The organism is Sulfitobacter sediminilitoris, assembly GCF_010667575.1.
Taxonomy (GTDB): domain Bacteria; phylum Pseudomonadota; class Alphaproteobacteria; order Rhodobacterales; family Rhodobacteraceae; genus Sulfitobacter; species Sulfitobacter sediminilitoris.
This window is the reverse complement of the sequence record NZ_JAABNT010000077.1, coordinates 1-1,030: the sequence shown is the minus strand read 5'-3', so window position 1 is coordinate 1,030 and position 1,030 is coordinate 1. Positions and strand designations below refer to the sequence as shown.

Genomic DNA, 1,030 nt, shown 5'->3' with positions numbered 1-1,030 from the left:
CGGGCTCTGTGACGGGAATGCCGAGAGCAGTGTAGCGGTTGAGCACGGCGATGCGGATTTGGATTTCCGCGACCTGCCGGTCGAAGTCCCGGGCCATCACGGATTGGCCAAGCAGTTTGATACAGTGCATCTTGCTCTCGACGCAGCTTCGGCGGTGGTATCCGGTCAGTTTTCGCCACAGCGCACGGCCCAGGTATCGTGAGGCCCGCACTGCCTCGTTCCGGGCGATGGCACCGGCGCTCGTGGGCTTCCAAGGTTTGGCATTTTTGCGGGGCGGGATCACGGCATCGGCGTGTCGGGCAGCAATCGCCTCGTGGCAATTGCGGGTGTCGTAGGCGCCATCCGCGGTGACCGACCCAATCTCCTGATCGGGTGGGATTTATTCGAGCAATTCGGGCAACATGGGCGCATCGCCGATGTGACTGCCGGTGATCTCGACAGCCCGGACCTCCAGTGTTTCCGCATCAATCCCGAGGTGGATCTTACGCCAGATGCGCCGCTTCGGACCGCCATGCTTGCGCGCGTTCCACTCTCCTTCGCCCTCCGACTTGATGCCGGTGCTGTCCGCTGCCCGGCAGTGCATCACGAAGTGATGTCACGAGAGGGGATGAGAAGGTTCAGCGGTCCCGTAGAGCCGCGATACGGCAGGCGCACGTTCAACGTCTTCTGGCGGCGGCTCAGTGTGCTGAAATCCGGCACCGTCCAGTCCAGACCGACCAGACGCAGGAGACTTTCCACGAACCCGGTCGTTTGCCGCAACGGAAGACCAAATAGAACTTTCAGGGTCAGGCAGGTCTGGATCGCCGCGTCGCTGAAACTCTGCTGCCGGCCGCGCCTGCCGCTTGGCGGGGGTGTCCAGGTCATCTCGGGATCAAACCAGATCGTCAGTGATCCGCGCTGCTTCAGCGCGCTATTGTAAGCCGACCAGTTCGTGGTCTTGTATCTTGTCGGTGCCCAGCTGCTCATGACCTCCAGCTATCACACTGGATTCACAACATGAATCCCCTCACGCCATTTGTGCAACAAAGCC

1 pseudogene is annotated in these 1,030 nt (G+C 61.4%); it reads right to left on the bottom strand.

Going from position 1 to position 1,030, the window contains the following annotated elements:
- Positions 1 to 966 (bottom strand): annotated as a pseudogene (locus GV827_RS23175) (IS5 family transposase); the annotation flags it as partial.
- Positions 967 to 1,030: the final 64 nt, after the last annotated feature.